1 protein-coding gene is annotated in these 513 nt (G+C 45.2%); it reads right to left on the bottom strand.

All coding sequences use genetic code 11. The annotated features are described in order from the left end of the window. Positions 1–172: 172 nt before the first annotated feature. On the bottom strand, positions 173–513 hold a 341-nt coding region (locus R7E78_RS30705), incomplete at its 5' end, for a GNAT family N-acetyltransferase (protein ID WP_318059218.1).

Below are 513 nucleotides of genomic sequence, written 5' to 3'. Positions count from 1 at the left end.
AGCGCCAAAACAGATAAACACCAAAACTGATGACCTTTGATGTCAAACCCGTACTAACGCCGCGTTAAGTAGTGAGCAACGCCACCACCTAACTCAAACCATTACACCTTAAACACAAAACTCCATTTGAACTAAGAATGCCACGCGTTGCGAATCTGCCTTAAACGCCTTGTTATGTGCGTGCTAAACGGTAGCGCCTTACAGTGCCCTCAGTTTCACTTATGTAGGTGCCCAAATACTCACCGCCACAGTTTTCGATAACCTTTTGGGACGCTGGATTGTCAATTGAACAAGTAACAATAACTGAGTCAGTGACAACATGGTCTCGCACCCAAGCGAGGAGAAATGAGGCTACACCTTTACCACGAGCTGACGGTCTAGTTTCGTAGCCAACATGCCCAATGACATTTTCTACGTTGGCATTAGTACCTTTGCGAACTCGGATTGCCCCTAAAATTTCAGAGTTCGATACACAGTAGTAAGTTGTGCTGGGTAAATATCCGTTTGGTAACT

It is taken from the genome of Vibrio sp. YT-19(2023) (genome assembly GCF_033337395.1).
This window is presented reverse-complemented; position numbering and strand designations above follow the sequence as displayed.